Source organism: Pseudomonas asiatica, assembly GCF_009932335.1.
Classification (GTDB): Bacteria; Pseudomonadota; Gammaproteobacteria; order Pseudomonadales; family Pseudomonadaceae; genus Aquipseudomonas; species Aquipseudomonas asiatica.
In genome coordinates this window covers 2349932-2374340 of sequence record NZ_BLJF01000001.1, presented here as the reverse complement: position 1 = coordinate 2374340, position 24409 = coordinate 2349932, and the positions used below count along the sequence as shown (strand labels likewise).

General features: G+C 64.8%; 21 protein-coding genes and 2 pseudogenes. All 23 read left to right on the top strand.

Annotated elements, in window-relative coordinates:
* Nucleotides 1–77: 77 nt before the first annotated feature.
* A complete protein-coding gene (gene mnxG, locus GYA95_RS10985; RefSeq protein WP_161551391.1) occupies nucleotides 78–5927 on the top strand; it encodes a manganese-oxidizing multicopper oxidase MnxG in 5850 nt (1949 codons plus the stop codon).
* A gap of 20 nt (nucleotides 5928–5947) precedes the next feature.
* Entirely contained in the window at nucleotides 5948–7924 is a 1977-nt protein-coding gene (locus GYA95_RS10980; RefSeq protein WP_015270599.1) for a YncE family protein, read from the top strand.
* Entirely contained in the window at nucleotides 7921–8577 is a 657-nt protein-coding gene (locus GYA95_RS10975) for an SCO family protein (protein WP_015270598.1), read from the top strand. Before GYA95_RS10980 ends, GYA95_RS10975 begins: the two co-directional genes overlap by 4 nt.
* Nucleotides 8574–9239: an SCO family protein gene (locus GYA95_RS10970; RefSeq protein WP_015270597.1), complete on the top strand. Its 666-nt coding sequence runs from the start codon at nucleotides 8574–8576 to the stop codon at nucleotides 9237–9239. The genes GYA95_RS10975 and GYA95_RS10970 overlap by 4 nt, the downstream gene beginning before the upstream one ends.
* 257 nt (nucleotides 9240–9496) lie before the next feature.
* Complete coding sequence (locus GYA95_RS10965; protein WP_224765912.1) at nucleotides 9497–10981, top strand: cytochrome c/ABC transporter substrate-binding protein; 1485 nt, start codon at nucleotides 9497–9499, stop codon at nucleotides 10979–10981.
* Between the two features lie 12 nt (nucleotides 10982–10993).
* Complete coding sequence (locus GYA95_RS10960; protein WP_013972866.1) at nucleotides 10994–11635, top strand: SurA N-terminal domain-containing protein; 642 nt, start codon at nucleotides 10994–10996, stop codon at nucleotides 11633–11635.
* A gap of 249 nt (nucleotides 11636–11884) precedes the next feature.
* Entirely contained in the window at nucleotides 11885–12418 is a 534-nt protein-coding gene (locus GYA95_RS10955) for a response regulator (RefSeq protein ID WP_031325917.1), read from the top strand.
* A 165-nt stretch (nucleotides 12419–12583) separates the two neighbouring features.
* Entirely contained in the window at nucleotides 12584–14257 is a 1674-nt protein-coding gene (locus GYA95_RS10950) for a GspE/PulE family protein (protein WP_015270595.1), read from the top strand.
* Nucleotides 14211–15032 carry a hypothetical protein gene (locus tag GYA95_RS10945; protein ID WP_233467751.1) on the top strand — a complete coding sequence of 274 codons (822 nt, stop codon included), beginning with the start codon at nucleotides 14211–14213 and terminating at the stop codon, nucleotides 15030–15032. The genes GYA95_RS10950 and GYA95_RS10945 overlap by 47 nt, the downstream gene beginning before the upstream one ends.
* A gap of 1 nt (nucleotide 15033) precedes the next feature.
* Entirely contained in the window at nucleotides 15034–15576 is a 543-nt protein-coding gene (locus tag GYA95_RS10940; protein ID WP_015270593.1) for a PilN domain-containing protein, read from the top strand.
* Entirely contained in the window at nucleotides 15563–16126 is a 564-nt protein-coding gene (locus GYA95_RS10935) for a GspMb/PilO family protein (protein WP_015270592.1), read from the top strand. Before GYA95_RS10940 ends, GYA95_RS10935 begins: the two co-directional genes overlap by 14 nt.
* Nucleotides 16126–16635 (top strand): hypothetical protein, encoded by a 510-nt coding sequence (locus GYA95_RS10930; protein ID WP_043936184.1) that lies wholly within the window; start codon nucleotides 16126–16128, stop codon nucleotides 16633–16635. Before GYA95_RS10935 ends, GYA95_RS10930 begins: the two co-directional genes overlap by 1 nt.
* Complete coding sequence (locus GYA95_RS10925; RefSeq protein ID WP_015270590.1) at nucleotides 16632–18497, top strand: secretin N-terminal domain-containing protein; 1866 nt, start codon at nucleotides 16632–16634, stop codon at nucleotides 18495–18497. The genes GYA95_RS10930 and GYA95_RS10925 overlap by 4 nt, the downstream gene beginning before the upstream one ends.
* A complete protein-coding gene (locus tag GYA95_RS10920) occupies nucleotides 18494–18973 on the top strand; it encodes a type II secretion system protein (protein WP_015270589.1) in 480 nt (159 codons plus the stop codon). The genes GYA95_RS10925 and GYA95_RS10920 overlap by 4 nt, the downstream gene beginning before the upstream one ends.
* 5 nt (nucleotides 18974–18978) lie before the next feature.
* Nucleotides 18979–19353, top strand: a complete 375-nt coding sequence (locus GYA95_RS10915) for a type II secretion system protein (RefSeq protein WP_015270588.1) — start codon at nucleotides 18979–18981, stop codon at nucleotides 19351–19353.
* Complete coding sequence (locus GYA95_RS10910) at nucleotides 19328–19855, top strand: type II secretion system protein (RefSeq protein ID WP_013972856.1); 528 nt, start codon at nucleotides 19328–19330, stop codon at nucleotides 19853–19855. Before GYA95_RS10915 ends, GYA95_RS10910 begins: the two co-directional genes overlap by 26 nt.
* Complete coding sequence (csgE, locus tag GYA95_RS10905; protein WP_013972855.1) at nucleotides 19852–20253, top strand: curli production assembly/transport protein CsgE; 402 nt, start codon at nucleotides 19852–19854, stop codon at nucleotides 20251–20253. Before GYA95_RS10910 ends, csgE begins: the two co-directional genes overlap by 4 nt.
* A complete protein-coding gene (locus GYA95_RS10900; RefSeq protein WP_013972854.1) occupies nucleotides 20250–20663 on the top strand; it encodes a curli assembly protein CsgF in 414 nt (137 codons plus the stop codon). The genes csgE and GYA95_RS10900 overlap by 4 nt, the downstream gene beginning before the upstream one ends.
* 34 nt (nucleotides 20664–20697) lie before the next feature.
* A complete protein-coding gene (locus tag GYA95_RS10895; protein WP_015270587.1) occupies nucleotides 20698–21546 on the top strand; it encodes a CsgG/HfaB family protein in 849 nt (282 codons plus the stop codon).
* Between the two features lie 594 nt (nucleotides 21547–22140).
* Complete coding sequence (locus GYA95_RS10890; RefSeq protein WP_015270586.1) at nucleotides 22141–22377, top strand: hypothetical protein; 237 nt, start codon at nucleotides 22141–22143, stop codon at nucleotides 22375–22377.
* Nucleotides 22378–22653: 276 nt separating this feature from the next.
* Nucleotides 22654–22885, top strand: a pseudogene (locus GYA95_RS10885) (CsgG/HfaB family protein); the annotation flags it as partial.
* A gap of 70 nt (nucleotides 22886–22955) precedes the next feature.
* The gene (locus GYA95_RS10880) at nucleotides 22956–23978 is read left to right on the top strand and encodes an RHS repeat-associated core domain-containing protein (protein WP_080604883.1); all 1023 of its coding nucleotides are present in this window, start codon (nucleotides 22956–22958) and stop codon (nucleotides 23976–23978) included.
* An 83-nt stretch (nucleotides 23979–24061) separates the two neighbouring features.
* Nucleotides 24062–24394, top strand: a pseudogene (locus tag GYA95_RS10875) (CsgG/HfaB family protein); the annotation flags it as partial.
* Between the last annotated feature and the right edge of the window lie 15 nt (nucleotides 24395–24409).

Below are 24409 nucleotides of genomic sequence, written 5' to 3'. Positions count from 1 at the left end.
GAAAATTAAAGCAATCCGCTCCTGGCATACACCTTGCTCCAGCTCCACGCAGAGATCTTGTGTCCCGGAGGTGCAGCATGTCCATGCCACTCAAAGGCCCCATCCTGTCATCACTCGTTCTGGCCTTGCTCGGCTGGGAGTCGACCAGCGAAGCCGCCGTGCAGTGCCAGCGCACCCTGGTCGCCAACGTTGTGGCGCTGGACCAGCCACTGATGTTCAACCGCCTTGGCGCGCAAAACGCCAACGGCATGATGTTCGCCCTGCGCGAGGATGTGGTGGACGACAAGATGGTCCCCCTCAGCAGCGGCGGGGCGGCGGTACCGGGCAAGGTCACCCTGCGCCCGGACAAGCGCCCGCGGCCCATCGTGCTGCGGGTGGCCGCCGGTGAATGCCTTACCGTCAACCTGACCAACCTGCTCGACTACAAGGCCAACCCCAACAAGGACGGCATCGAGGCCGAAGAGCCTGAGGGCGAAGAGGAGGGGCCGGAGCTCGAAAATGAAGCCGCCGAAGGCTTCGTCGCCGACGAGCAGGTGGCCGAGCGCATGGTCGGCTTCCAGGTCAACGGCATGCAGGCGGTCAACAGCATCGCCGACATTTCGGCCTACACCGGGCGTAACGGCAACTTCTTCGTCAGCCCCGGCAGCACCCGCAGCTATACCTTGTACGCCGAACGCGAAGGCGCTTTCGCCGCCACGAGCAAAGCCGCCACCTTCGGCGGCGAGGGCACTGCGGGCAACGTTGCCAACGGCCTGTTCGGCCAGGTAGTGGTAGTGCCCAAGCTCGGCCGCACCTACCGCAATACCCTCACCGAAGAAGAAATGCGCCTGGCCACCACCGGCCGCACCGCCACCGGTCAGCCGGTAATCGATTACGAAGCCCGCTACCCGCAAATGCAACCCTGGATCGCCGAGGGCAAGGCCGGCAAACCGATCATTGCCATGGTCGACGGCAACGAAATCATCAACAGCGAAACCGATGCCATCGTCATGGGCCCCAACCCCGATGGCAGCTTCCCCAAATCCACCTACCCGCTGGAAAACCTGGGCAAGCGCAACCCGGCGCTGCCCAACCGCCTGGAGGCGTTCCGTGACTTCGCCTCGCAGTTCGCCGACGAGGTCGCCGGCACCCAGGCGTTCCCGGGCTACTGGGCCGACCCGGTGATGGGCCACGTACTGGAACCCACCCGCGACTCGTTCATGATCAACTACGGTTCCGGTGGCATGGGCGCGGAAGTGGTGGCCAACCGCCTGGGCGTGGGGCCGATGCACGACTGCCTGTCGTGCGCCTATGAGGAGTTCTTCCTCAGTGCGCACACTGTCGGTGACGTCGGTACCCTGGTGGACGTGCCGGCCAACGTCGGCCTGGAGCACATTCGCCCTGGCGAGGTGCCACCGGCCAGCGCCGTCGGGGTCAAGGCCAGCATGGCCCTGTTCCCGGCGGAACCGGCCAACGTGCACCACAGCTACATTGGTGACTTCACCAAGTTCCGCAACACCCACAACGGCCATGAACAGCACATCTTCCACCTGCACGGCCACCAGTGGCTGTTCAACCCCAATGACGACAATTCCGACTACATCGATGCCCAGGGCATCGGCGCGGGGGTCGGCTACACCTACGAAATCGCCAACGGCGGTGCGGGCAACCGCAACCGGGTGGCGGGCGATGCCATTTACCATTGCCACTTCTACCCGCACTTCGCCCAGGGCATGTGGGCCATGTGGCGTGTGCACGACGTGTTCGAGGAAGGCACCCGCCTGGAAGTGAGCGGGCAGGGCGAGAACGGCTTCCACAGCACCCCGTTCGCCCTGCGCAGCGGCAAGCCGGCGGTTGGCGCGCGGGCCTTGCCCGATGGCGAGATCGTTGCGGGTACGCCGATCCCGGCCATCGTGCCGCTGCCCGGCAAGGCCATGGCGCCGATGCCAGGCAAGGTGGTGGTGGTACCGAAGCTGTCCGAAGCGCTGGTTGCCGCCAATGATGACGACGACGAGCCCGAGGAAGAAGAGGATGAAGAGCCAGCCAATCAGGAACCGGTTCGCAAGGCCATCGGCTCGCTGGCGCTGGTCGACCGCAGCGACGCCAACCGCAACGCCGACGGTACCTTGAAAAACCCTGGCTATCCGTTCTGGATCGGCGGCATGGAAAGCAGCGTGGGCAACCGCCCACCAACCCCGCCACTGGACATGCTCGACCCGGCCATGGCACGCCAGCTCAAGGAAAGCGGCAAGGCGCTGTGGGCCAACCTTGACCCGAACCAGGTCGATGGCTGGGATGGCGGCCTGGGGCGCCACGCGCTGGACGGCGTATCTGCCGGCGGCGAGGCCGAAACCACCACCACCAAGCTCGATTTCACCAAGGTGGTACACAAGGCCAAGCCCATCTACCTGCCGGAAGAGGGCACCGATGTCGAGCAGGCGGCCATGCAGTTCCATGCCCAGGCCGAACACCAAAGCTTTGCCCTGATCCCCGGCAGCCAGCCGGTGGCCAAGGCGTTCCGCACCAACGGCGCCTTGCCGACTGCCGGCGCGCCGTTCTACGAGCCATGCATGGATGACCGGGGCAAACGCCTGACCCAATCTTCCGGGGTAGGCGAGTTCTTCAGCGGCGAAAGCCTTTCGGGCCTGAACTTCCGGGGCTCCTCGGCCTTCACCGCCGACCACCCACGCATCTACAAGGGCGCCAACATCCAGTTCGACGCGGTGTACAACAAGGTCGGCTACCACTTCCCGCAGGCCCGCATCATCGCCCTGTGGGAGGACGCCTGGCCGGTGATCACCAAGCAGCGCCCGCCAGAGCCACTGGTGATGCGCATGAACACCTTCGACTGCACCATGTACCAGCACACCAACCTGATCCCGAACATCTACGAGATGGACGATTACCAGGTGCGCACCCCGACCGACGTGATCGGCCAGCACATCCACCTGCCCAAGTGGGACCTGACCGCCGCCGACGGCTCGGCCAACGGCTGGAACTACGAAGACGGCATCCTCTCGCCCGGCAGCGTGGTCGAGCGGGTGCAGGCCATTCGTGCCTACAACGGCTGCACCCAGGGCGATAGCCGCGACGGCACCGCCGCCTGCCCGCAAGCCCGGCAGCACCCATACTTCGGCCGCTTCGGCCGGGCCGACTGGCTGGGCGCACGCACGGCCATGCAGCGCTGGTTCGCCGACCCGCTGGTGAACGTGTACAACGTCGACCGTGGCCTGGGCACCATCTTCACCCACGACCACCTCGGCCCATCGACCCACCAGCAGCTTGGGCTGTATGCCACCGTACTGGCCGAACCGGCCAACTCCACCTGGTACCACGCCGAAACCGGCGAGAAGCTGTACAACCCGGCCACGCGCCAGGACGGTGGCCCGACCTCGTGGCAGGCGGTGATCCAGACCGGTGACCACGATGGCGACGGCAAGAACGACAGCTACCGCGAGTTCTTCCTGGAATACAGCGACTTCCAGCACGCCTACGAGGCCGGTGTGTACGTCGGCGCCGGGCCGGACGGCATCCCCAATGCCCAGTCGTACCCGGCCACCGCCGACAGCTTCCGCTACGCCATCAACCCGCCGGTGCGCGGCAAGGCGTCGAACCTGCTGGAGGCCATCGTCGAGGAACGCGGCGGCATCAACCCGGGCTGCCCAAGCCGGCCCTGCCCGCAGGCAATCTCGGTGGATGACCCGGGCATGTTCGTCGTCAACTACCGCAACGAGCCCCTGGCCCTGCGTGTGTACGACCCGAACAAGGTCGGCCCGGACGGCAAGCGTGGCATGCAGGCCGACGGCCTGGCCGGCGACCTCAGCTATGCCTTGCAAACCCGTACCGACCGGGCGATTCCGGCCATGAACCTGGCTCCGTCGGCGATTACTTCGGCCGTGGGCCCCACCGGCGGCACCACGCTGTTCCCGCCGCACATCAACGCGGCCGGCAGCGAACCGGGCGACCCGTTCACCCCGATGCTGCGCACCTACTCCGGTGACAACGTACGCCTGCGCATGCACGCCGGTGGCCATGAAGAGGAGCACAACGTCACCTTGCATGGCGTGAAGTGGCTGCAGAACGGCACCGGCTACGGCAACAGCTCCAACTCGGGCTGGAAGTCATCGCAGATGATCGGTATTTCCGAGCAATTGGGCTTCATGGCGCCGGTGTCGATGATCTCCAGTTCGGCGGCCACCAACGGTGACTACCTGTATTCCCTGGATGCGGCCCTGGAGGGCTACTGGAACGGCATCTGGGGCATCATGCGCAACTACACCGCGCAGCGTGCCGACCTGTTCCCGCTGCCCAACAACCCGCAGCCGGTGGCCATGCGCAACACCGTCAACTTCGACGGCATCTGCCCGAAAACCACGGCCAACCCCAATGGCATCGGCAGCCGTCCCACGGTCAAGCGCAGCTACGAAATCGTCGCGGCACTGGCCAACGACATTCTCGAGAACCGCAACGGCGTCAGCATCAATGACCCGGCCGGTGTCGGCCAGCATGTCGGCGGCCCGCTCAAGGCCAATGGCGGCACCCTGGTGTTCAACAGCCGCAAGACCACCATTCCGCTGGTCAGTGGGGTAGACCCCGAAGATGGGGAACCCTTCACCATCGGTGGCCACAGCGCGCCGCTGCACGACCCGACCGCGATCCTGTACGTGCGCAAGGCCGACCTGGACGCCACCACCGGCAAGCTCAAGGCGGGCGTGCCCGTGGAGCCACTGGTGCTGCGCGCCAATGCCGGCGAGTGCATCAGCATCACCCTGGAAAACCGCCTGCCGCTGGTGATGCCGGACCTGCCCAGCACTGCGGTGATGCACAACGTGGTCAAGCGTGACCGCTTCGACAGCGAGGGTGCCACCGCCTTTGCCAACAACCTGATGCGGCCGTCCAGCCACGTGGGCCTGCATGCCCAGCTGCTGGCCTACGACATCACCAAGTCCGATGGCGCCAACGTCGGCCTCAACCCGGTGCAGACCGTAGCCCCGCGTGCCGGCACCAGTGGCGCCTGGCCGACCCGTACCTACCAGTACTATGCCGGCCACCTGGAGCGTGAAGGCAAGCCGGTGTCGCAGCTGGGCCGCACGGTGGACAACATCAACACCACGGCCATCGAGTTCGGCGGCCTCAACCTGACCCCGTCAGACTTCATCAAGCAGCCGCAGAAAGGCCTGGTGGGTGCCATGAGCATCCTGCCACAGACAGCCACCTGGACCGAGGACACCGCAACACGGGCCCAGTCCACGGTCAAGGTCACCGGCCAGCCCGACTACCGCGACTTCGTCACGGTCTGGCAGCGTGCGCTGAACATGCGCTGGGCCGACGGCCGCCCGGTGGAGGGCATCAATACCGAAGGCAACGGCGCCGCCGGCGACCCGCAGGACAACGGCAACATGGCGGTCAACTACAAGACCGAACCCCTGTGGCTGCGCTTCGGCATGGCCCCCGACTCACCCTTCGGCCGCGCCGGTGGCCTGGGCTTTGGCGATGTGCCCAATGCCCACATGGCCTACGCCAACGCCCTGGTCGGCGGCGACCCGCAAACCCCGGTGCTGTACGCCAAGCCCGGCCAGCCAGTGCGCAACCATATCGTGATGCCCAGTGGCGGCAGCCGCGGCATGGTCTACCAGCTGGATGGCCACTTGTGGCCGCTGCACAACTACCAGGCCGAGAAGAGCGACGAGTACGGCTACCCGATGTGGCAGCCCGGCATCGGCTCGGTGCGCTTCGGCTACAACCCGATGGCCATGTACATCGGTGCCCAGGAAAGCGTGCTGCCGGCTGCGCACTTCAGCTTCATGCTGCCCAGTGCCGGCGGCGCCAACGCGGTGGCGGGTGACTACCTGTTCCGCGACTACGCCGCCTACGGCAACCTCTCGGGGCTGTGGGGGATCTTGCGGGTGACCAATGAAGCGCCGCCGGCAACGGCACCGGCGCAGTGACGGTAAATGGGGGCGCGAAAATGAACAAGAAGACCCGCCTTGCATGCATGGGGGTAGCACTGGGGGCAGCGCTGATCGGTCTGGGCGTGGCCTATGAAAGCCTGTGGTGCGATCCGCGCGAGTATTTGCAGGGCTCTGCCGACCCGCAGGCCCCGCACCGGCTCAGCCGCGACGGTGTGACCGTGGAGTTCGAGGCCCGGCCGCTGGCGGGGGATCAGCTGCAGGAGGGCAGCTTCGCCAACATCCGTTTCAAGGTCAGCGACCAGGCCAGTGGCCAACCGCTGTCGGGCATGGCCCCGGGGGCGTGGCTCGACCCGACGCAGTCGGCCCCGGAGGGCGACCGCGACCAGAGCTGCAAGGCCCGTGTCGCGCTGTTCCTCAAAAGCAGCATTGGCGCGCGGCCTTTGCTCGACCTGAACAGTTACTTCCTGTTGATGATGAACAAGGACGCCAGCCTGACGGTGATCGACCCGACCGTATCGGTGGGCGGCGTGACCAGCACCATGGCCCGCATCGACCTGCCTGGGCGGCCCATGGACTGGGTAGCCACCGCTGACGACAGGCAGGTGTTCGTGTCCATTCCCGAGCGCGGCAAGGTCTCGGTGATCGACACCGAGACCTTCACCCGCGTGGCCGACCTGGACGCTGGCGACCAACCGCTGCGCGTGGCCCTGCAACCGGACCAGCACCGGCTTTGGGTAGGCAACAACAGCAGCGACCCGGCCAAGGGCGGGGTAACGGTGATAGACGTACCGGGGCGCAACACCCTGAAAACCTTCAACACCGGCGGCGGCCACCACGAAATCGCCTTCAGTGGTGACTCCCGCTACGCCTATGTCAGCAACCGCGACAGCGGCACCCTGAGCGTGATCGACATCCCGGAAATGCGCCTGGCCAAGACCATCAAGGTTGGCCCGCACCCGCTGTCGGTCAGCTATTCGGCGTTGTCCCAGGCGGTGTACGTGGTCGATGGCGAGGAGGGCAGCGTGCGCGTGTTTGATGCCCGCAACCACCAGCTACGCCACACGGTCCAGGCCGAGCAGGGCCTGGGGCCAATGCGTTTCAGCAGCGATGGCCGCTATGGCATCGTGCTCAACACCCTGGAGAACCAGGCCCTGGTGATCGACGCCAGTACCGACAAGCTGATCCACCGGATCCCGGTGGCGGCCGAACCGTATCAGCTGACTTTCACCAAGGGCTATGCCTACGTGCGCGGCCTGGCTTCACCGAAGGTGAGCATGATCAACCTGGCCAGCCTGGGCGAAGGGCGTTCGCCGATCATCCAGGGCTTCGAGGCCGGCCCGGCGGCGCCACGCCAGGCTGGCGACCTGCCGCTGGCTCAGGGGCTGTCGGTGTCGCGCGATGACAATTCGGTGTTCGTGGTCAACCCGGTGGACAACACCACCTACTTCTACGCCGAAGGCATGAACGCACCGATGTCCGGCTACAACAACCGTGGCCACCAGGCCCGTGCCGCCATCGTCGTCGACCGCAGCCTGCGCGAACTGGCGCCGGGCGTGTATGGCTCGACGGTGAAGATGCCCGCCGCTGGCAAGTTCGACGTGGCCTTTTTGCTCAACCAGCCGCAGATCATCCACTGCTTCAGCACCGATGTGGTCGCAGCGCCGAATGCCGGCAAGCGCAAGGGTGCGCATGCCGAGTTCATCGGCCTGGACCGGCCGTTGTCGCAGCACAGCGCTGTGACCGCACGGGTGCGCATCGTCGGCGACGACGGCCTGCCGCGCCTGGGCCTGAGCGACCTGAGCCTGCGCTACTTCCTGGCGCCTTCGTCGATGCCACGCAACCTGCAGCTGGAGGAGGTGGGCGAGGGCATCTATCAGGCAGCGCTGAGCCTGCCCGAAGCTGGTGCCTGGTACCTGCACGTGCAGTCGCCGTCGCTGGGGCGCAAGTTCGCCGAAGAAAACTACACCAGCCTGCGCGTGCTGCCGGCCGCAACGTCCACCGTTTCCGATAATGACGTGAGGAATCTGCGATGAACGCCAAGCATGCTTGCACATTGTTGGCCCTGAGCCTGGCTTTTGCCGGCAACCTGGCCCTGGCCCATGGCGGCCACGACCACAACGGCCACGCCGAACAGCCGCCGGCGGCGCGCCAGGAAAAGGCCAGTGTGCGCTTTGCCGATGTCTCGCTGCTGAACCAGGACGGCATGCCGGTACGCCTGGAAAAAGACCTGGTTGGCGACCACCTGGTGGTCATGGGCTTTATCTACACCAGCTGCACCACGGTGTGCCCGGTGGTGTCGTCGATCATGGGCAAGGTCCAGCAGCAACTGGGTGGCCGGGTAGGGCAAGACATTCACCTGGTATCGATCAGCGTCGACCCGCAACGTGACGACGCCAAGCGCCTGCAGGATTACGCCAAGGCTTTCCAGAAGGGGCCGGGCTGGAGCTGGCTGACCGGCACGCCATATGCCATCAGCGAAACCCTCAAGGGCCTGGGCAGCTTCAGCGCCGACCTCAGCCAGCACCCGCCACTGATCCTGGTGGGGGACGGGCGCACCGGCCACTGGACGCGCTACTACGGCTTCACCGACCCGGCAGTGCTGATCGACGAAATCAACCGCCTCGGCGCCCGCCGGGTGCATGCCAAGAGCACGGCGATTGCCGACCATCACGAGGTGCAACCATGAGCCTGGTAAGCTCCCGCCGCGCAGGCATGCGCGGTTTTGACTGGCTGATGCTGGGTGGCTGCCTGTGGATCCTCGCCTCGGTGGCGTTCGCCCATGAAGGCCATGCCCCGCAGGCGCCAGCACCGCAGCCGGCACCGCAGGCGATGACCAGTGGCGGCGGTACCCGCGATGCCCAGGCCTGGTTCACCGACACTGTGCTCAAGGACCAGAATGGCCGCGAGCTGCGCTTCTACAGCGATGTGCTCAAGGACAAGGTGGTGATGCTCAACGTGATCTTCACCCATTGCACCGACGCCTGCCCGCTGATTACCCGCAAGTTGCGCGAAGTGCGCGAGACCATGGGGCCGCAGCTGGCCAGCCAGGTGACCTTCGTGTCGATCAGCAGCGACCCGCTCAATGACACCCCCGAAGTGCTCAAGGCGTTTGCCGGGAAGCAGGGCGTGGATGGGCCCAACTGGTTGTTCCTGACCGGTGACAAGGCCAATGTCGATTTGGTGCTCGGCCGCATCGGCCAGTTCCTGCCCAGCCCCGAGCAGCATTCGACACAGCTGATTGCCGGCGATGTGGCCGGCAAGCGCTGGAGCAAGATCCGCCCGGATGCACCGCCGGCGGCGATTGCCCAGCGCATGCAGCTGCTGGCACTGCCTTTGGCAGGGCGGTGAGTATCATGCGCAGTACTTCGCCAATGCCCACGCCAAATTTGGCGCGAATCCCGGCGCGAATCCCTGTAGGAGCGGCCTTGTGTCGCGATCGGGCGCGCAGCGGCCGTAAAACCGGCATACCCGGAGTACCTGATGAAACACATTCGCCGGTCCTGCGGCCGCTGCGCGCCCGATCGCGACACAAGGCCGCTCCTACAGGGATTCGCGTCCGTATTGAAGCAGTGCTGCGCTATCTGGCATTCGCATTAGGCATTGCCATGTGCAGCGGTGCACTCGCCCTGGACCTGACCGAACATGAACAAGCCGGCAAACACCTCTACCGCCAGGGCGTCTCCAGCAGCAACGCACAGCTGCAAGCCCGTGTCGGCGCCAGCGACATGACTGTCCCCGCCAGCGTGCTGCCCTGCGCCAGCTGCCACGGCAACGATGGCCGCGGCCGTGCCGAAGGGGGCGTACGCCCGCCCAGCCTCGACTGGCAGCGCCTGGCGCAAGGCCAGGGCGAACGCGAGGTCAACGGCCGCCGCTATCCGGCCTACACCGACAGCAGCCTGGCCCGGGCGATTCGGCACGGCGTCGACCCGGCAGGCAATCGCCTGGACCCGGCCATGCCGCGCTTCGAACTCACCTTGGCCGACCAGCGCAACCTCACGGCCTACCTCAAGCGCCTGGCCCAGGAGCGCGACCCCGGCGTGGAGGAGGGCGTGCTGCGCCTGGGGACCTTGCTGCCGGCATCCGGCCCGCTGACCGAGGCCGGGCAGGTGGTGCGTGCGGTGCTGGAAGACGGCCTGACGCAACTCAACCAGCAGGGTGGCATCCACGGGCGACGCCTGGAGCTGGTGGTGCTCGACCCGGGATCCGACCCGGCCAGCGCCGAACGGGCGCTGAAGCAGTTGCTGGAGCAGGAGCAGGTGTTCGCCCTGATCGCGCCATTGGCACCCATGCTCGACCAGCGCCTGGCAACCTTGCTGGCGCCCCACAATGTACCGCTGATCGGCAGCACCCCACGCAGCGGCGGCAGCCCACAGATTTTCGACCCGTTGCCCGGCTTGCCCGCGCAATTGCTGAGCCTGGCCGGCCACGCCCGCGCGGCACTGGGGCTGGCTGCCAACGACCTGCGTGTGGTGTATGCCGGCAATGAACAAGCGGCGTTGGCCGAACAGGTGCGCGAACGCCTTCAGCAGCAGGGCTGGTCACCACCTGCGGCCCAGGCCTTTGCTGGCCAGGCCGTGGACGGGCAGGGCATTGTCTTCCTCGGCCGTGCCCAGGCCTTTGCCGAACTGGCTTCGGCGCTGCAGTCAGCCGGCCGCCAGCCATACCTGTTTGCCGCCTCCAGCCAGGTGACCGGCGCCGTGGCGCGCTTGCCCGAGTTTTGGTCGCAACGGGTGTTCCTGGCTTATCCCTACGTGCCTGGGGACTGGACCGAACAGGGCCAGGCGATTCTGGCCGGCCTGCAGCAGCGTCAGGGCCTCGACCCTCGCCAGGCGTCGTTGCAGGTCAACACCCTGTGCGCGCTGCGCCTGCTGAGTGAAGCGTTGAAGCAGACAGGCCGCGACACCAGCCGCGAGCAGCTGATTGCCGCGCTGGAAGGCCTGCATGATGTGTCCACCGGCCTGACCCCGGCCCTGGGCTTCGGCCCCGGTCGCCGCCAGGGCATGGCCGGTGCCCATGTGGTGGCGGTGGCCCTGCCCGGGCCGCGCTTCACCGCGGTCACCCCATACCGGCCACTGCCGGACAGCCCTTGAGCGGAGGTTGCCATGCGCGTTCTGTTGTTGTGCCTGTTGCAGGTGTTGGCCAAGGCAAGCTGGGCCGATATGCCGGCGGCGCGGGTCAATGGTGTGGAGATCGAAACGATGCGCCTGGAGCGCTATTTCAGCGAATACCTGGATGCCCAGGGCCGCGCGGTGGCCAGCATCCGCAACCCGAACCTGTACCAGCGCCTGCGCGACCAGGCACTGAATGAACTGATCGACAAGGAGTTGTTGTGGCAGGAGGCCCAGCGCCGCGGCATAGCCATCAGCGACGAGCAGGTGTCGGCGCATGTGGGCGAGGTCGAGGCCGCGCTTGGCAGCCCGGCAATCTTTGAACGGCGGCTGGCGGAAGCGGGCTTCGATAGGGCACAGTACAATGAGTACACCCGGCGCGAGCTGGCCGCGCAGCAGGTGTATGCCCAGCTCAGCGCTGTCGCCGCGCCCAGCCAGGCCGAAGTGGAGGCATTCTACGATGCCAGCCTGGAAACCCTGCAAGGAGTGCAGAAACAAAATGACGAACCTTCGGTCATACGCGAACAGGGACTGGTTCAAGCCAGGGCCACGCTCATCGGGCAGCGGGAGGCGCAGGCGCGCCAGTCCGTGCGCCAACGTTTGCGTGCGTCCGCTATCGTGGAGATTGCCGACTGAGGTGACTGATGGCGTTTCCCCAATCATGGGGAATAACGATCTGGCAGTGTGCCATCAGTTTCCCCGCATGTGGGGAACCAGGCCGGTGCGCCTGCCCGCTGCGTTACGGATGTTGATCGGTACCCCCTGGCGAATCAATGACTTACAGTGGTGCAGCATGATTTTTCACGCCTGGCACGAAGCCTGCTCAAGCCTGTACAGGGGCGCACTTCGCAGACCGGGTTACCGGGCAGTTCTTGGGAGTCGACCTTGGTGAACAGAGTATTGGTAGTCGATGACGAACAGACTCTTGCGCAGAACCTGCAAGCGTACCTGCAGGCGCAAGGCCTGGAAGTTCATGTTGCCCACGACGGTGCCAGTGGTATCGAGCAGGCTGCAAGCCTGGCACCGCAAGTGATCGTGCTGGATTACCGCTTGCCCGACATGGAGGGTTTTCAGGTTCTGGAGACCGTACGCAGGAACAGGCAGTGCCACTTCGTGCTGATTACCGCCCACCCCACCGTCGAGGTGCGTGAGCGGGCCGCCGAACTGGGTGTGAGCCATGTCCTGTTCAAGCCGTTCCCGTTGGTGGAACTGGCCCGTGCAGTCTTCGACCTGATGGGCATCGAGCGCCGGCGCAGGGCCACGGACAACCCGGCTGAAGGGTTTGTCGAACGACGCCAGAACAGGAACGAATCGTTCCCCCTGCAGTTGTACGATGGAAGCTGGGTATTGGCCGACCGCCGCCGCAACGGCGCCAAGCCCCCGGGGCCCGACGACGATCAACTGCTCACAGGGGAATAGCGGCGCCCGCACCCCTGGCCGAGCCAGCCTGCGACGCGCCCCTGAGCGGAGTCGCAGGCCATGCCAGAAGCATTCGATGCAACCGTTACGGCCTTGTCGCCGGCAAGCCAGCTCCCACAGGATTCGCGTTGCCTTCAGGATTGCGCTGTGCCTGTGGGAGCGGGCATGCCCGCGAAGAATCCAGCACCATTCTCAGCCTACCCCCGCGACCTGCTGGCCCAGGCCCGCCTGCAAACCAGCGACGAACGCCTGCTCACCCGCCTGGAACAGCTGGCCTGCGACACCCCCGACACCTTCACCCAGCGCCTGGGCCTGACCCTGCATTACCCGGTGCTGGACAGCCACACCCTGCTGGCCAGCACCCCACGCTTCGACAAGGTCAGCCTGGCGATGTGCCTGAAGCGTGAATTCGTCCTGATCGAGCAGGGCGGCCAACTGCTGGGCGTGTTCGCCGACCCCTTCGACCACGCCCGCCTGGCCTGGATCGACGATGTGCTGCAAGGCGCACCGCTGTACCTGGCCCATGCCGCCGACCTTGCCACCTTCCTGGCCCGCCACGAAGAAAGCTTCCACGCCGTGGACGCCCTTGACCACGACGCCGAAACCAGCAGCGAAAGCGACCCGCTGCAGCGCCTGTCGCTGGCCAGCATCAGCGAAGACCAGAGCCGCGTGGTCAAGCTGGTCAACTCCACGCTGTACGACGCCCTCAAGCTGCACGCCAGCGACATCCACCTGGGCATGACCGGCCAGGGCCTGACCATAAAGTACCGCATCGACGGCGTGCTCAACGGCGCCGGCAAGGCCAGCGGCAGCGCCTTCGCCGACCAGGTGATCTCGCGCATCAAGGTGATGGCCGAGCTGGACATTGGCGAAAAGCGCGTGCCCCAGGACGGCCGTTTCAAGGTTGCCGTGGGCGACCGGCAGATCGACTTCCGGGTATCGATCATGCCCAGCATCTTCGGCGAAGACGCCGTGCTGCGGGTGCTCGACAAGCAGGACCTGTCCGACCGGGTCAGCGGCGTGCAGCTGCAGGCCCTGGGCTTTGCCGAGGAAACCCTGCGCGCCCTGCGCCGCCTGGCCGCCGAACCCTACGGCATGATCCTGGTCACCGGCCCCACCGGCAGCGGCAAGACCACCACCCTGTACGCCATGATCAGCGAGATCAACCACGGCGTGGACAAGATCATCACCATCGAGGACCCGGTCGAATACCAGCTGCCTGGCGTGTTGCAGATCCCGGTCAACGAGAAGAAGGGCCTGACGTTCGCCCGCGGCCTGCGCTCGATCCTGCGCCACGACCCGGACAAGATCCTGGTCGGTGAAATCCGCGATCCGGACACCGCGCAAATCGCAGTGCAGTCGGCGCTCACCGGCCACCTGGTGTTCACCACCATCCACGCCAACAACGTGTTCGATGTGATCGGCCGTTTCAGCCAGATGCAGGTCGACCCCTACAGCTTCGTCTCCGCGCTCAATGCGGTGCTGGCCCAGCGCCTGATCCGCCTGGCCTGCCCGCACTGCGCGACGCCGTGCGAAGTCGACGACGACACCCTGTACGGCGCGGGCCTGACCCGCGAGGGCGTGGCCGGCTGGAAATTCGTCCGCGCCCAGGGCTGCGGCCAGTGCCGTGGCAGTGGCTACCGCGGCCGCAGCGCCATCGCCGAACTGCTGCACCTGGACGACGACCTGCGGCAGATGATCGTCGAGCGTCGCCCTCTGTCGCAAATCAAGAACCTCGCCTGCCAGCGTGGCCTGCGCCTGCTGCGGGCCTCGGCCCTGGACCTGGTCCGGGATGGCCGTACCACACTCGAGGAGATCAACCGTGTCACATTCATTTGATCGTGGCGCTTACAGATACAGTGCCGTACTCGGTGCCGAAGGTGTGGGCCTGGGTAGCTGGCACGCCAATCACCACCAATGGCTGGGCAGCCGCGACTTTACCTGCGATGCCGCCCAGCCGGCCTGGGAGGCCGCCGTCGACGCCCTGGCCACGCTGCTGGCCGAGCATGCCGTGCGCGGTGCCCAGTTGCGGGTACTGCTGTCGGCCCGGTACAGCCGCTTCTGCCTGGTGCCCTGGAGTGATGCCATCAGCCACCCGCGCGAGCTGGACGCCTACGCCCGGGCCTGTTTCGAAAACCTCTACGGGCAGCCGCTGGACGACTGGCGCATCGTGCTGTCGCCCGAGCCGGCCGGTGCCGCGCGCATCGCCACGGCGTTGCCCGAAGCCCTGCTGCAGCGGCTGCAGGCGCTGGGCCGGGAAAGCCACCTGAGCCTGCGCTCGGTACAGCCGTACCTGATGGCCGCCTACAACCGCTGCTCGGCGCAGCTGGGGCAGGGCGACTTCCTGTTCGTCCTGGCCGAACCGCGCCGCAGCGTGCTGCTGCTGGCTGCCGGCGGGGCCTGGCAGCAAGTGCTGACGCAAGGCTGTGCCGACAGTGACCTGGCCCTGCAAGCACTGATCGAGCGTACCTGCGAGCTGTACGGCGAGCACCTGCCACGGGTCTACCTGCATGCCCCGGGCCGGGGTGACGTGCCGCAACTGGCGGCGGTGCAGCTGTGCCAGCCAGCCAGCGATGCCGACCCACTGTGCGCCATGTGGCGGGCGGTGGCCTGACATGCGCCGCCTCGACCTGGAATTCCAGCCCCGGCGCAACGGCCCGTTGGCCTGGTCGCTGCTGGCCGTGGCGAGCGCCACCGTTGCCGGCCTGGTGCTGCTGCAACAAAGCTTGCAGGCCGAGCAGGTCGAACGGGAGGCCAGCGTGCACAGCCTGGAGCAGCAACTGGGCCGTCGCCCGGCCACTGTCGCGCCGCTGAGCAGCGCCGCCAGCCGCGAACAGGCCGAGCGCCTGGCGCAGATGCAAAGCGTCTCGCAGCAACTGCAACGGCCTTGGCAGCAGCTGTTCGCCATGCTCGAAGCGCAGCCCCAGGACGACGTGGCGCTGCTAAGCCTGGCCCCCGACGCGCGCAAAGGCCAACTGCGCATCACCGCCGAGGCGCGCAACCTGGAAGCGATGCTGCAGTACCACCAGCGCCTGGAGGCCAGTGCCGAGCTCAGCGATGTGTCGTTGCTTAACCACGAAGTGCTGGCCGCGCAGCCCGAACACCCGGTGCGCTTCACCCTCACCGCTACCTGGGAGACCGGCCATGCGCGCCCGTGAATCGCTGAACAGCCTGATCCTCCAGGAGCGCCTGCGTCGCGTCGGCCCGGTCGGCCTGGCTGCGGCTGCGGTGGGCCTGCTGGCCGTAGGCGTGCTGTGCGCCGGGGTGTTGCCGCAATGGCAGAACCTGCGCGAACTGCGCGCCACCGAAGCGGACGCCAGCGTGCAGGTCGAGCGGGTCAGGCGTGGCGAGCTGAAGATTGCCATCAAACCCGAGCAGCAGGCCCTCGACAGCCTGCGCCAGCAACTGCCGGGGCAGCCCCGGGCCAGTGAGCTGATCGAGCGCCTGTACCACCTGGCCAGCGCCGAGCATATCAGCCTGGCGCGTGGCGAATATGCCCTGGGCATCGACCCCAAGACGCAACTGGCGCGCTACCAGATCGTGCTGCCGGTACGCGGCAGCTACCCGCAGATTCGCGGTTTCCTCAAGGGCCTGCTCAAGCAGTTGCCGACCCTGGTGCTGGAAGACCTGGAGCTGCAACGCAAACGCATTGGCGACAGCGAGCTCAACGCCCGCCTGCGCATGACCCTTTACCTGTCGAGGTCATGATGAACACACAACGTGCTGTCATCTGGGTTGGCTTCCTCGGCGTGAGTGCGGCGCTGGCCTGGGCGCCGGGTCATTGGTTCGGCGAGGAAGACAGTGTTGCCCCCTTCGCGGGCGCGCCCGCTCCCACAAAATCGGCGGTATCCACGGTCCCTGTGGGAGCGGGTTTACCCGCGAAAGGGCCGGAACAAGCCTCCAGGGATCTCTTCCCAACCCAGCAATGGACCAAACCCAAGGCTCTGGCCACTGTCACCGAACAACCCGTGGTCACCGCACCCGCCGTAGTCGCAGCCCCGACTGCACCGGCCCTGCCATTCCAGTTCATTGGCCGCATCGGCGACCGCGACGACCTGCAGATCTTCCTGCAGAGCGGCGAAAAACTCTACGTCGTGCGCCAAGGCGACGTGATCGAAGACACCTACCGCCTCGAGCGGGTATCGGCCAGCGAGCTGCATCTGGTCTACCTGCCTTTGCATCAGTCGCAGACTTTGTCTGTAGGGAGCGCACCATGAAGTCGTCAAAGCTGTGCAAACCGGCTCCGTTCCTGCTAGTGGCGCTGTGCGTGGCCATTGCCGGCTGCGGCTCCAGTGCGGTACGCAAGGACAGCGAACAGCTGATGAAGGAGGGCCAGTACGAAGCCGGCATCGCCAGCCTGGAAGAAGCCCTGCGCGAGGACCCGCGTGACACCGAGCTGAACATCGCCCTGGCCCACAGCCGCCAGGCCGCGGTCGAGGCGCTGCTGACCCAGGCCGACGCCGACCGCATCCGCCACGACTTCGCCAGCGCCCGCATGGGCTATGGCCGGGTGCTGACCCTGGAGCCGAACAACCGCCGCGCCCAGGAAGGCATCCGCCAGCTGGAGCTGATCCGCACCCTCGACGAGCGCGTGGCGCTGGGCCAGGCGGCGCTGCGCCAGGGCGACCTGTTCGGTGCCGAGCGCTACATGCGCGAAGTGCTGCGCCTGGACCCGCAGAACCAGAAGGGCATTGCCCTGCGCAGCGACATCGAGAACGTGCAGGCGCGCACCGCGCAACCGTTCCCGCAACTGCGCAGCAAGCTGGAGCGGCCGGTGACCCTGGAGTTTCGCGATGCCAACCTGAAGACCATCTTCGAGGTGCTGTCCCAGGTCGCCGGCATCAACTTCATCTTCGACAAGGACATGCGCCCGGACATGAAGGCCACCATCTTCGTGCGCGAGTTGCGCATCGAGGACGCCGTGGCGCTGCTGCTGGAACAGAACCAGCTGCGGCAGAAGATCGTCAACGAGAACACCCTGATGATCTACCCCGACTCGCCGCAGAAGACCAAGGACTACCAGGAACTGGTCATGCGCACCTTCTACCTGACCAGCATCGACTCCAACACCGCGCTGAACATGGTCAAGACCATGCTCAAGACCCGCGACGTGTTCGTCGATGAGCGCCTCAACACCCTGACCATGCGCGACACCCCCGATGCCGTGCGCATGGCCGAAAAGCTGCTGCAGTCGCAGGACCAGTCCAACCCCGAGGTGGTGCTGGAAGTGGAGGTGATGGAAGTGGCCACTTCGCGCATCCTCGACCTCGGCCTGCAATGGCCCAACACCTTCGGCGTGCTGAGCTCCGACGGCCAGCCGGTAAGCGTGCTCGACCAGCTCAAGGGCATCGACTCCAGCCGCATCAGCATCGCGCCGGCACCGCAGGCCAAGATCAACGCGCAGGACAAGGACATCAACACCCTGGCCAGCCCGGTGATCCGCGTCAGCAACCGCGAGCAGGCGCGCATCCACATCGGCCAGCGGGTACCGATCATCAGCGCCACCTCGGTGCCGTCCACCCAGGGCCCGGTGATCACCGAAAGCGTCACCTACCTGGACGTGGGCCTGAAGCTTGAGGTGCAGCCCACCGTGCACCTGAACAACGAAGTGGCGATCAAGGTAGCCCTGGAGGTGAGCAACGCCACCCCGCTGGAAGCCACCCGCCAGGGCACCATTCCGGTCCAGGTCGACACCCGCAACGCCCAGACCACTCTGCGCCTGCACGATGGCGAAACCCAGGTGCTGGCCGGCCTGGTGCGCAACGACCATAACGCCAGCGGCAACAAGATCCCGGGCCTTGGCGACATCCCTGGCCTGGGCCGGCTGTTCGGCAGCAACAAGGACGACATGAGCAAGTCGGAGCTGGTGCTGGCGATCACCCCGCGCATCGTGCGCAACCTGCCGTACCAGAGCCCGTCGGACATGGAGTTCGCCACCGGCACCGAGTCGGCCATGCAGGTGCGGCAGATGGCGCCGTTGCCGCCAGCGGATGTGCCTGGCAATGCCCCGGCCACCGATGCCCCGGTGGTGGAAAGCCAGATGGCGATCGCCCCGCCCAAAGGGAGCCCGCGGCCATGATCGCGCAGCGCCGCATGCAGGGCTTCAGCCTGATCGAGGTGGTGCTGACCCTGGCACTGCTCGGGCTGCTTGCCAGCATGGCCGCGCCGCTGACCGAAACCGTGGTGCGCCGCGGCAAGGAACAGCAGCTGCGCGAGGCGCTGTACCAGATTCGCGACGCCATCGACGCCTACAAGCGCGCGTTCGATGCCGGCTACATCGAGAAGCGCCTGGACGCCAGTGGCTACCCGCCGAACCTGCAGGTGCTGGTCGACGGCGTGCGCGATGTGCGCAGCGCCAAGGGCGCCAAGTTCTACTTCCTGCGGCGCATCCCGCACGACCCGCTGGTGGCGGCCAAGGGTGAGGACGAAGGCGGGTGGGGGCTGCGCGCCTATGACAGCAGCCCCGACAACCCGCGCGAAGGTGAAGACGTGTTCGACGTGTATTCCAAGGCCCGCGGCAAAGGCCTGAACAACATCCCCTACGGGCAATGGTGACAGCGATGAAACGCAGCCGGGGCTTCACCCTGATCGAACTGCTGGTGGTGCTGGCGATCATCGCCACGTTGATGACCATTGCCATGCCGCGCTACTTCAACAGCCTGGAAAGCTCCCGCGAAGCCACCCTGCGCCAGAGCCTAGCGGTGCTGCGCGAGGCGCTGGACCACTACTACGGCGACACCGGCCACTACCCGGACTCGCTGGAGCAATTGGTGGAACAGCGTTACCTGCGCAACACCCCGATAGACCCGATCACCGAGCGCAGCGATGCCTGGCAGCTGGTGCCACCGCCCGAAGGCGTGGCTGGCGGCGTGGCCGATATCAAGAGCGGTGCCACAGGGAGGGCGCGCGATGGCAGCCTGTTCGCGGAATGGTAAGGCCGACGCCGGCTTCACCTACCTGGGCGTATTGCTGCTGATTGCGGTCAGCAGCGTGGCCCTGGCCGCCACCGGCACGCTCTGGGCCAGTGCTGCCCAGCGTGACCGCGAACGCCAGCTGTTGTGGGTAGGCAGCCAGTATGCCCAGGCCCTGCGCAGCTACTACCGCGCCTCGCCGGGGCTGGCCCAGTATCCGCAGGAACTGGCCGACCTGCTGCAGGACAACCGCTTCCCGCAGGCCAGGCGGCACATTCGCCGGTTGTACCCCGACCCCATCACCAACAGTGACGATTGGGGCCTGCTGCGCTCGATCGATGGCCGCATCACCGGCGTGCACAGCCGCTCGGACGCCACCCCGTTCAAGCGCAGTGGCTTCAGCGCCGAATGGAGCGGTTTCGATGGGCTGGAACATTACAGCGACTGGCAGTTCGTCGCCGAACAGGCCTTTACCGAAAGTGCCGGTGGCGTGCAGACCCATGCCGGCCCGGGAGACACGCCATGAGCCGCCTGGCCGCGCTGTGCCTGGGCCTGCTGCTGGTGGCAGTGCTGGCCACCTCGGCCAGGGCCGGGGACGAGGACGAGATGCAAGGCTTCATCGTCGACAACACCATCTCGCACATCGGCCACGACTTTTACTACTACTTCGCCGACCGCCTGCGCGCCACCAGCCGGTTGGATTTCAACCTGGTGGTGCGCGAACGCCCGGATGCCCGCTGGGGCAGCCTGGTCACCGTGGAGTTCGAGCGTGAGGTGGTGTACCGCCGCTTCCTGCCGCCGAACACCACCGAGCTCAAGGACGAGGCCGTTGCAGCAGCCGACCTGGTCAAGCAGCAAATCATCCAACGCAAGTTGCAACGCCTGCTGCAGGACACCACCGATCTGGAGAGGGACGAGCTATGAAGCACCACATACCCCGTTGCATCGCCGCCTGCCTGTTGGCCAGCGCGTGTGCCGCCCAGGCCACCGAGCTGGTGTACACCCCGGTCAACCCGGCCTTTGGCGGCAACCCGCTCAATGGCACCTGGTTGCTGAACAATGCGCAGGCGCAGAACGACTACGACGACCCCGACCTCAAGGACCGTTCCTCGGCCTTTGCCGGCACCACGGCCCTGGAGCGCTTCAGCAACCAGCTGGAGTCGCGGATGTTGTCGCAGTTGCTGGACAACATCAGTAACGGCAACACCGGCAGCATGGCGACCGATGCGTTTCTCATCGACGTCATTGACGATTCCGGGGCCCTGAGCATCAAGGTCACCGATCGCGCCACAGGAGAAATTTCGATCATTGAGGTCAGCGGCCTGAACCCTTGAGGGGGCAAGGCTATTTGTTTGGGGAGAGAACACCATGAAACGTTTGCTGAGCACGCTGCTGATCCTCACCGCCCTGGGTCTGCACGGTTGTGGCCTGCGCGAACCGATGCCCGCCGAACAGGATTCGGAAACCCCGACCCTGACCCCCCGTGCCTCGACCTACTACGACCTGATCAACATGCCACGGCCCAAGGGTCGGTTGATGGCGGTGGTGTACGGCTTCCGCGACCAGACCGGGCAGTACAAGCCGACCCCGGCCAGCTCGTTCTCCACCAGCGTCACCCAAGGCGCGGCAAGCATGCTGATGGACGCCCTGAACGCCAGCGGCTGGTTCGTGGTGCTGGAGCGTGAAGGCCTGCAGAACCTGCTGACCGAGCGCAAGATCATCCGTGCTTCGCAGAAAAAGCCCGACGTGCCGGAAAACATCATGGGCGAGCTGCCACCGCTGCAGGCCGCCAACCTGATGCTGGAGGGCGGGATCATCGCCTACGACACCAACGTGCGCAGCGGCGGCGAAGGTGCCCGCTACCTGGGGATAGACATCTCCCGCGAGTACCGCGTCGACCAGGTGACCGTGAACCTGCGCGCGGTGGACGTGCGCACCGGGCAGGTCCTGGCCAATGTGATGACCAGCAAGACCATCTATTCGGTTGGGCGCAGTGCGGGGGTGTTCAAGTTCATCGAGTTCAAGAAGCTGCTCGAGGCCGAGGTGGGGTACACCACCAATGAACCGGCGCAGCTGTGCGTGCTGTCGGCGATCGAGGCGGCGGTGGGGCACTTGCTGGCGCAGGGGATTGAACGGCGGCTGTGGCAGGTGGCGGGGGATGCGGGGGAGGGGCAGGCTACGGTGGACAAGTATTTGAGCCAGAATCAGCAGCCGTGATTGGCTACGGGGGCCTCTTCGCGGGTGAACCCGCTCCCACAGGTACAGCGTCAACTCGAAGCCCGCGCCGTCCCTGTGGGAGCGGGCGCGCCCGCGAAGCAGACGACGCGGTGGATGGCACCGGCTTTGCCGGTGTTCGCGGGCATGCACGCTCCCACAGGTATCGCGTGATCTCAAGCGCGACGCCGTCCCTGTGGAGGCGGCAACGGAAGTGTTACTGCACATTCCCTTCGCTTGAAACGCTTCCCCGACACCGGTAGTCTTTGCCCGCTGCTGTAAGTCCAGCAGCCGGGTTTGGTAGCCCGCGATCAATCAAGGCGCACAAGCGCCCGCTCTGCGATACAGTTGGCGCTTTTTTGTGCCCGGCTGTTTCGTTTTATGGCGGCTGTGCGTAGGGCGCCTCCGTGCGCGCCGGTTTCCTTGATTCCCGGTCTACCAACCTGCGTACAGCCGTCACCATCTCGTTTGGTAGCGATTTGTGGCGGCTCCAGTGAATCAAGGAGCGACACAATGACAAAAGGCTTACCCGATCCTCCCGTACGCGCCACCACGGCGTCCTCCAGTTTCTCCACGTGCGAATGCAGCCATCCGCCGTTGTTTGCCGTGCGTTCGGGGGTGGACTACGAAGATGCGCTGGTGCATCTGTCCACGCTGCTCAAAGGCGCGTTTGCGACCAATCTCAAGGCACTGGAGCTGGCCAAGGGAACCTGTCGTGATCTGTTGTTGAGCAACGACCATGGGCTGGATTCGGCCAAGGCGGTGGTGGAGGCGTTGCTGGATGGGGTGGAGAGACAGCAACTGGTTGGGCGGAAGACGGTACCGGGTGTCTGACGGGCGCTTGGGCTTTGTTGGACTCTAGCGGTAGCCGTGATTGACCTCGAGGGCCTCTTCGCGGGTGAACCTGCTCTCATACAACACGTGACTCATTGGTTCGGCGAGGTTCTGTAGGAGCAGCCTTGTGATCGCCGACAAGCCACACAAGGATTGCGCTAATTTTATGGAATATAACCCAGCCTTACCCCAATCCATACACTACTAGATGCCGTTCAGCCAATTCTATCGCGCGACTCGACCTCCTATCCTGATCAACTTGCCTCAGCCCAAGAGATGTACGGCTTCCGCGACCAGACCGGGCAATACAAGCCGACCCCGGCCAGTTCGTTCTCCACCACCGTCACCCAGGGTGCAGCAAGCATGCTGATCGGTTGGGCGCAGTGCGGGGGTGTTCAAGTTCATCGAGTTCAAGAAGCTGCTCGAGGCCGAGGTGGGGTACACCACTAACGAACCGGCGCAGCTGTGCGTGCTGTCGGCAATCGAGGCGTCAGCATGCAACCTGGTATTTTTGCTAGTGGTGGATTTAGTCTTGTTTGTGATATTCAAATAACGCACAAATTCAGCGGAATCCAATAATGGCACTCATTTCGGCAAACAGTTTTGACGGCCTTTCATCAGGTTCCGAAGTTCACTCAGTTGAGCGGAAGGCTCATAGGATTTACAGGTTCTACTGTAAAGAACGTATGGTTAATGAAGTGCAAGGCTTGTTGTATACTTCCCTCATGCAGAATGCGGATCAATTATTAGCTCAGCAGCAGCGTAAAGGTGATGCATGCGTTAACACATTGCTAGCAGTGGATCAGCATCGAACGGTGGTCAATACCGAACGTGTACGGCAGGCCTTGAACTATTCACCTTATGGATTTTGTTCGGAAATTCTGGTGGCGCTTGGCTTCAATGGTGAGCGACCAGATCAAATTACGCGAAATTATCCGTTGGGTAATGGCTATCGAGAGTTTAGTCCGGTTTTGATGCGTTTCAATACTCCTGATAGCATGAGTCCGTTTATGCTTGGTGGTTTAAATCCATATGCGTATTGCCTAGGGGACCCTATAAATTCGGAAGATTCAAGTGGGCATTTCTCAGTGCGAGGATTTTTTGGGAGGTTGTACGGGATATATGCGAGAAATGCCACAGGCGTTTATGGGTTTATGCAAAGGGGGCGAAAGGTGCTCGAAACGATCGTGCCTCTTGGGAGAGTATCCCGTAAGAATATACCAGAAGGTCATATGCTCGTAGGCTATCACGGCAGTAATGAAATCTATACCGGTAGCTTGGAGGCAGGAGTCACGAGTCAAATAGGGGGGCACGACAGGTGTGGGGTAGGATTTTACATCTCACAAAATTATAATGTCGCCTCAGGGTATGCGGAAATCCCCTCAAATCGTCGCCGCGGACATGTCTTTGGAGTGTATTCAAAAAATATAAACGAATTAAGAAAGGGCATTGATTTTGACTATATAGATTCCGGGGATGAAAGTATGGTAATTCGTCCGGGTGCATTTGATAAAATAGTTGTTCGTGCAGAGGTAAGAGGCCCGCTCGTTCGTAGGGATTCATATTATGAAAAAAGTCCGAATGCGCATTTTTATCGCTGAACTGGTTTTGGCGCCCAGAAACTGTTGATACGACTTTGATCATGGCTAACTCGCCACCGATATCTCGCTGCGGCGCACGAGCCCAGTACCGCGTCGACCAGGTGACCGTGAACCTGCGCGCGGTGGACGTGCGCACCGGGCAGGTGCTGGCCAACGTGATGACCAGCAAGACCATCTATTCGGTTGGGCGCAGTGCGGGGGTGTTCAAGTTCATCGAGTTCAAGAAGCTACTCGAGGCCGAGGTGGGGTACACCACCAACGAACCGGCGCAGCTGTGCGTGCTGTCGGCGATCGAGGCGGCGGTGGGGCACTTGCTGGCGCAAGGGATCGAACGGCGGCTGTGGCAGGTGGCGGGGGATGCGGGGGAAGGGCAGGCTACGGTGGACAAGTACCTGAGCCAGAATCAGCAGCCGTGATTGGCTACGAGGGCC